This window comes from Paenibacillus agaridevorans (assembly GCF_003112455.1).
GTDB classification, from domain to species: Bacteria; Bacillota; Bacilli; order Paenibacillales; family Paenibacillaceae; genus Pristimantibacillus; species Pristimantibacillus agaridevorans.
On the sequence record NZ_BDQX01000298.1, the window covers coordinates 1 to 6747 of the forward strand.

Here is a 6747-nt window from a genome sequence, read left to right on the forward strand (position 1 = left end):
GACTTTGTTCTGACTTATGGCAATCCTTCTAGATGTATTTTAATTAATTGAGATAGATTTAATAAGCAATCAATGTATATAATAAGAACAAGAGTTCTTTTTTTGAACGACTAGGAGCTTTTTTTTCTTGTAAGGTTTCTTGTGAATTGTAGGAGGTGAACTGACGAGCAACGCGCATCTGAATATCTTGATAAATAAAATTTAATGCAGTATTTTATACGACTTTTTTTAACAATATTCGACAATGGCTTTCTGGTAGTATTGAACCATACTACCAGAAATGAGGGGTTCAAGTGGAACAAATTATTCATATTAAGAGTTTTAACGATATTAATTTAAATGATCCTTTCTTTGATACCTTAAAACAAGACTATCCAGGCTTTGAAGATTGGTTTCTTAGAAAACGGACTGAACAAGCTCAAGTCTTTTATAATAGTTCTGGTTTACTTGAGGCCTTTCTTTATATGAAAATAGAACATGGTCCAGTCCAAGACGTTCAGCCGGGATTAAAAGAAGGTGTCTGGTTGAAGGTAGGGACGATGAAGGTAATCCCACATGGAACTAGATTTGGTGAGCGTTTGATTAAAAAGATATTAGATTATGCGATTGTGAAAAATATTGGAAATGTATATGTGACGGTTTTTGAGAAACACGATGTATTAGTTGAACTATTTAAAAGATATGGATTCGTAAACAACGGTATTAAAGTTTCTCCAGCTGGAGAAGAATTAGTTTTAACAAAGTCACTTGAACATGTACAGGGCGATGTTTTAAAGGATTATCCATTAGTGAGCGCGAGAAACAAAGGTAAACATTTGCTAGCGATCAAACCAGAATATCATACTAAATTATTCCCTGATTCTATCCTTCGAAATGAAAGTTTCGATATTATTAAAGATGTTTCTCACACAAACAGTATACACAAGGTCTATCTAGCTTCAATGCCTGGGCTTGCTTCGGTAAAGTCAGGCGATTTACTTGTTATTTATCGAATGAGAACGGAGAATACTAAGGCTTGGTTCACTTCGGTAGCTTCATCAATTTGCGTAGTAGAAGAAATAAAACTTCGAAGTGAATTTGTTAATTTTGCTGCTTACATGAAATATTGCCGAGCATACTCTGTGTTTACTGATGAAGAGTTAAGAGCTTATTGGAATAAGACTGGCAATGTTTATATTATAAAAATGACCTATAATATTGCGCTTAGGAGAAAATTAAATCAACAGAGACTGGTAGAAGAGGTCGGACTAGCTAAAGAAAATTACTGGGGATACTTTCCTATTACAGAGCAGGAGTTTAAACAAATTTTATTGAAAGGTGATGTATATGAAAGTCTTGTTATCGATTAAACCCGAATTTGTTGAAAAGATATTCAGTGGTGAAAAGAAATATGAATACCGAAAATCAATATTTAAGAAAGAAGATATTGATACCGTAGTTGTATATTCTACTATGCCTGAAGGTAAGATTGTGGGTGAATTTAAGATCGAGACCATAATTATGAAACGTCCCGATGTTTTGTGGGAAGAAACAAAGGAAGACTCGGGAGTAAGTAATATATTTTTTCAGCAGTATTTTGAGAACCGACTTGAAGGATATGCAATAAAGATTTCAAGCCCGAAACGTTATGATGAGCCGATAGATCCTAAAATAGAAAATAAATCATTTCATGCTCCACAATCATTCTGTTATATCACCTAATTTCAATAGGAGCTCAATGAGGAGGCACTAGCTTGGCTAAGATCTTATTTGTAGGAGGAGTACATGGAGTAGGGAAAACCTATTGTTGTAAGGAACTAGCTTCAAGATATGATCTTATTCATCGTTCTGCCAGTCAACTGATATCAGCTAAAATGACGATTTTTTTTAATAGTAGTAAAAGAGTGGGCCAAATTTCTGAAAATCAGGAATACTTAATTGAAGCTATTGACGAGCTGAACTTAAAGGAATCAAGTTTGTTACTTGATGGTCATTTTTGTTTGTTGGATCAATCTGGAGAAATTGTAAGGCTTCCTGAGGAGACATACTTTAACTTGTCTCCAGCAGCTATCATATTAATAATTGATCATGCAGAAAGCATAAGTGGAAAACTTTTCAAAAGGGATCAGATTCAGGCTTTCAGTATTGAACTCATTGAGACATTTCAAGAGAACGAAATAAAATATGCAAAGGATATTGCAGCCAAGCACCAAATACCTTTGTATATTCATTCTGTAAATGAAAATAATGAAGAGCTTCACTCTTTTGTCGAAAATATGTTAAAGGTAAACTAATTTCGTTTTTAAGCTTAAAAAGCTGTCCGAGAGTAAACTCTCGACAGCTTTTTTTATTTGATTTATCTAATCCTATACTAACCATACCGTTAGAAGTAAGGCGTTTTTGAACGGCTTGCCGAATTGCTCGCCAAATGTCCTGAGCCAATCGTCATTAAACAACGTATGCAGCTGTACATTGATATGTACATTCGAAATGCTTATTTAGGGACTTGTGGTCTTTCTATTTTTGACTCCTTAATTCTACAAGTCAAGAGGGTGATGGTGGATTCGGAAAAATCTTTTAATGTTAGTAGGGATATGTATAATATAAGGAAAGGGTGAAAAAATGGGCAAATTTACTTATTGACGCAAAGGACGGGGATGGAATGAACTACAACTTTAGTGCTGGTGATTTGTTTGATAGTCGCTTTACTTTGATTCGTCAAATTGGGGGAGGAGGATTTGGTACTGTATTCGAAGTGTATGACTCTCTATTAAATTATAATCAAGCACTCAAGTTTTGTAAATCTAGTGAACTCGAGGATATTAGACGTTTTAAACGAGAAGTAAGAATTATGAAATCACTAGATCATAAAAACGTTATTACAATTATTCATGAAAACGTTGAACATGATCCACCGTATTTTACTATGCCTTTAGCTAGTACTTCTGTTGTTGATGTGACTCCACGGATTTTGGGGAATACTGGTACTGCAATAGATATATTTACACAAATTTGCGAGGGTGTTTCTTATATTCATGCAGCGGGTTTCACACATCGCGATATTAAACCAGCAAACGTATTAATTTTATCTGATGGTACTGTAGTTGTCTCTGATTTAGGACTTGCAAAAATGGATGAACGTGACAGTTCAATTCTTACTAGAGCAACCATTAATATTATGACTACAGATTATGCACCTCCAGAGATGTTTGGATATGCAGGAACTAGGGATTTGGATCATCGTGGCGATATATTCATGCTTGGTAAAACGCTGTATAACTTACTTTCAAATCAAAATCCACGGTTGATGAATCCGAAATCAGTTCAACAAGGATTCTGGTATGTTATTTTAAAAGCTACTCGCCATGAGTGTGACGATCGCTATCAAAGTGTTGGAGAACTATTAGATGCACTAAATGATGCCAAGCGAGCCTATGATCCAACTATGAAACCTAAAGAAGTGTTTGAATCCCTTCTAATAACGGCAAATGAGAATTTAAAATCTAATCAATACGATTATGATAATGTTCAAAAAATAATTCAATCGTTATTCCCGGTTGACGAGCCTGAATTGTTTTTAGATTTATTTGACAAGATACCAGTTAAAATTTTGTCATTGTTTGCGGGTGATCTTGCTACTGAAGCGGAACCGCTTCTAGAGAAATATTATATAAATATTAAAAAGAGAGTTGGGGATCGACCATATTCTTATGCTGACGAAGTAACGTTTAATATGACTTCAGTGTTTAATTACGCAAAAAGTCCACAGATAAAATCCTATGCATTAATGAGTATCTTGAATGCGGCAGTTAGATTGAATCGTTTTGCGTCTATGGATAAATTCGACAACCTGCTATTATCGCTGACTTCTGAAGATGATGCTTTCGCAGTAGCAGCTACTCTTAGAGATGAAGTCTCGCTCTATCGTAGACTGTATAAACGTCTTGTAAAAAGTCAATTACATCCTGCTATTCAGTTAGTATGGGAACAGTGTAAACGGGAAGACGAACGTGAAAATGAGATTTGAAATCTAGAGAGAAAATAAAAAGCGAGTTTTTCTTTGCAGTATTTATACTATTTACATCTTAATAGGGGGTAATATTATGGAACAGCAAGAAATAATGCAACAAGCTAAAGATATTTGGAACAAAACATCCGAACATATCTCTCATTATCTTGATCTAAAAGAAGGTATTATGGAGAGTGAATTCGTTCAGGTAGTTGGTGACTCGGTAAAATTTGTTGGTTTTGTCAGAAATACCACAGCTTTAATCATGCAAAAAAGATTTGAGTCGTTTCTTAAGGGCTTTAATCCTACCCAACAACCCACGGAAAAACAAATGCAAAAACTTATCGACTATATTGATGACGAATCTAAAGCTGAATTTATTGCTGATACCTTTTCAAAGATTATGTTAGCCCAGTCAAGTGAAGCATGTTTATTGATGGGAACGATCCTCAATACTATGGTTGAGAACAAAGAGACCCTTGCACACGATGATTTAATTTGTGTTCAAGCGTTATCTAATTTCTTTAATTACGATATAAAAAACTACAGATTTATATATGAATTTATCACAAGAGTGGGTAAGGACGGAAAGGCCAGAACGAGTTCTATACTTGAAGGTAAGATATTTAATGAAGCGGTACTTAATGAGGGGTTGGATAAAAAAAGTTTACTATTAACCGTTGAAAAAGCAGTAACCTATCAGCTGCTAATGAAATATAATGTTGTTGAAGTAGACATACCTGATGAAACTCCATCGATTGGAAGTAGTGCTGATGTTGATGAGTATTACAAAGCAAACAATCCCGGTGTGTTACTTCATTCGCATATCTTAAAATGTAGCCTATATAATTAAACAGATCTTAAAAATATACAACTATAAAAAAAGTAGAAATTCATATTATAGGTAAATAAAAAGAAAATGTGATTTTTTATGCCAAAGTGTAGCAGAGCGTAGTCTGGAAAAACTAAAAAATGCTGTGTATTCTAGGGGCCTCCATACACACTAGCAGAATAGCGACCTCGTGGAGTCACTTTTTACTTGTTCGGTTTCGAAGGGTTGGAGCATAACGCTTTGGGACTAGCCTTTTGGCTTCGCTACGTCAAATGCTAAATTTCTGATAATTTATGTGGAGGTAACTATAATCGATTTTCTCTCAGGCCAGACTGCTCGTCTTCTTCTGTTCGCCACAGACGGAGAGCTGAAAGTGAATCCTAGTGGAGAACATTTGATAGTTGTGAGACCATTTTTTCAAGTTGATACAAGGGGGATTACTATGTTGGTGCCAGGGGAACTTGTGAAATTCGACAGTATGAAAAATTTCAGGTATCTTTCTCCATTGGGATCTGGAGGAACTGGAGACGCTCACCTTTTTAAGGATGAGACAACTGATATGCTGTTTGCATTTAAAAAATATGCTCCTAAAGATGGGAACAACTCAGATGATACGTATAGACGTTTTGTTGACGAGATAAAAATTCTATTTAACATATCTCACAACAGTATTGTAAGGGTCTTTAATTATTATTTGTATTCCGAAGCCAAGACTGGCTATTTACAAATGGAATATGTGGAAGGAACAGCTATTCATGAATTTCAGCCGAGTTTTTGGAAAGATTGGGAAGACATCTTTAAAGAAGTTATATATGCATTTGAATACTTAGAAGAAAAGAAGATATTACATAGAGACATTCGTCCTGCAAATATACTTATAGACAAGAATGAAAATGTGAAAATTATAGATTTTGGGTTCGGTAAAAAATTGGAGTTTGAAGAGACTGGGGGAGAAAGCGTATTTCTTAACTGGCCAGTAACTCAATGGCCTAACGAGACTCAGTTAGAAGGCATATATAACCATCAATCTGAAATTTATTTTATTGGGAAACTGTTTCAGAACATCCTTAGAGCTAAAGGAGAGGTAGAGAGGTTTAAGTTTAATCATATTTTAGATAAGATGACTAAATTAGAACAATACGAACGTTATGCTTCGTTTAACGATATCTCCCAAGCCATTTCTGAAGGAGTGATAAGTGAGATAAATTTCTCAGGAACTGAGAAAGATACATATAAAAAGCTTGCTGATGCGTTAGTTAATCACATTTCTTACTATAACGATAAATACGAGCCAATAAATGATATTGATAGTATACTCAATAAATTAGGGACTCTAATCCGTAGTAGTTCACTGGAAACGTTTATACAAGATAACTCTCAACTTATCAGGTGTTTCATTAAAGGAAGCTATGCATATAATAAAAAATGTGATATAGAAGTCCAGCATGTGAAAAATTTCTATCAATTATTGGTGAGATTAGATCCATACAAGCGAAAAATTGTACTTGATAATATTCAAACTCGTTTAGGAAGCATTAAGATTAATATTACTGATGATGATTTGCCGTTCTAGCACCTCTACTTGGCCACTGAAAATAGAAATGTATTTTACTCGAACGATGCGATGCTGCTGCGTGAAAAGCTCCCGGCTATGTGGCTGGCTGCGATGCAGCAGCCGGACTTCCGGACTTTGAACGACTTTCGTGCGGTGCGCATGAAAGCATTCATGGACGAGCTGTTTGAAGCGATGATTGGGAAGCTTATCATGGACAACCATATTACGATGGAGCAGTACTTTTTTAGAAGGCATGAAGATTGAAGCCGACACTAACAAGTATTCGATTGTGTGGAAAAAATCCACGCTGCGCTCCGAGGCAAAGCTGAAGGAGAAGGTGCAGGAGACCCTCGCGCATATTCATACGCTCAC

The 6747-nt window shown here is 35.3% G+C and carries 7 protein-coding genes; all 7 read left to right on the forward strand.

The window, feature by feature from the left end:
* Positions 1 to 293: 293 nt before the first annotated feature.
* The 7 genes from PAT3040_RS24865 (at position 294) to PAT3040_RS36525 (ending at position 6639) form a co-directional block, all read left to right on the forward strand.
* Positions 294 to 1349, forward strand: a complete 1056-nt coding sequence (locus tag PAT3040_RS24865) for an N-acetyltransferase (RefSeq protein ID WP_108994803.1) — start codon at positions 294 to 296, stop codon at positions 1347 to 1349.
* Positions 1327 to 1701 (forward strand): ASCH domain-containing protein, encoded by a 375-nt coding sequence (locus PAT3040_RS24870; protein WP_108994804.1) that lies wholly within the window; start codon positions 1327 to 1329, stop codon positions 1699 to 1701. Before PAT3040_RS24865 ends, PAT3040_RS24870 begins: the two co-directional genes overlap by 23 nt.
* 32 nt (positions 1702 to 1733) lie before the next feature.
* Positions 1734 to 2273 carry an ATP-binding protein gene (locus PAT3040_RS24875; RefSeq protein WP_108994805.1) on the forward strand — a complete coding sequence of 180 codons (540 nt, stop codon included), beginning with the start codon at positions 1734 to 1736 and terminating at the stop codon, positions 2271 to 2273.
* A gap of 320 nt (positions 2274 to 2593) precedes the next feature.
* A complete protein-coding gene (locus tag PAT3040_RS24880) occupies positions 2594 to 4006 on the forward strand; it encodes a serine/threonine-protein kinase (protein ID WP_108994806.1) in 1413 nt (470 codons plus the stop codon).
* Positions 4007 to 4082: 76 nt separating this feature from the next.
* Positions 4083 to 4841 (forward strand): hypothetical protein, encoded by a 759-nt coding sequence (locus tag PAT3040_RS24885; protein ID WP_108994807.1) that lies wholly within the window; start codon positions 4083 to 4085, stop codon positions 4839 to 4841.
* 421 nt (positions 4842 to 5262) lie between these two features.
* Complete coding sequence (locus PAT3040_RS24890) at positions 5263 to 6393, forward strand: protein kinase family protein (protein WP_108994808.1); 1131 nt, start codon at positions 5263 to 5265, stop codon at positions 6391 to 6393.
* A 51-nt stretch (positions 6394 to 6444) separates the two neighbouring features.
* On the forward strand, positions 6445 to 6639 hold the full coding sequence (locus PAT3040_RS36525) for a transposase (RefSeq protein ID WP_146200539.1): 195 nt from the start codon (positions 6445 to 6447) through the stop codon (positions 6637 to 6639).
* The last annotated feature ends 108 nt before the right edge of the window (positions 6640 to 6747 follow it).

Coding starts and splice junctions, on each gene's coding strand:
- PAT3040_RS24870 (WP_108994804.1), top strand. CDS start 1,327: ATGAAAGTCTTGTTATCGATTAAACCCGAATTTGTTGAAAAGATATTC.
- PAT3040_RS24885 (WP_108994807.1), top strand. CDS start 4,083: ATGGAACAGCAAGAAATAATGCAACAAGCTAAAGATATTTGGAACAAA.
- PAT3040_RS24890 (WP_108994808.1), top strand. CDS start 5,263: ATGTTGGTGCCAGGGGAACTTGTGAAATTCGACAGTATGAAAAATTTC.
- PAT3040_RS36525 (WP_146200539.1), top strand. CDS start 6,445: ATGCTGCTGCGTGAAAAGCTCCCGGCTATGTGGCTGGCTGCGATGCAG.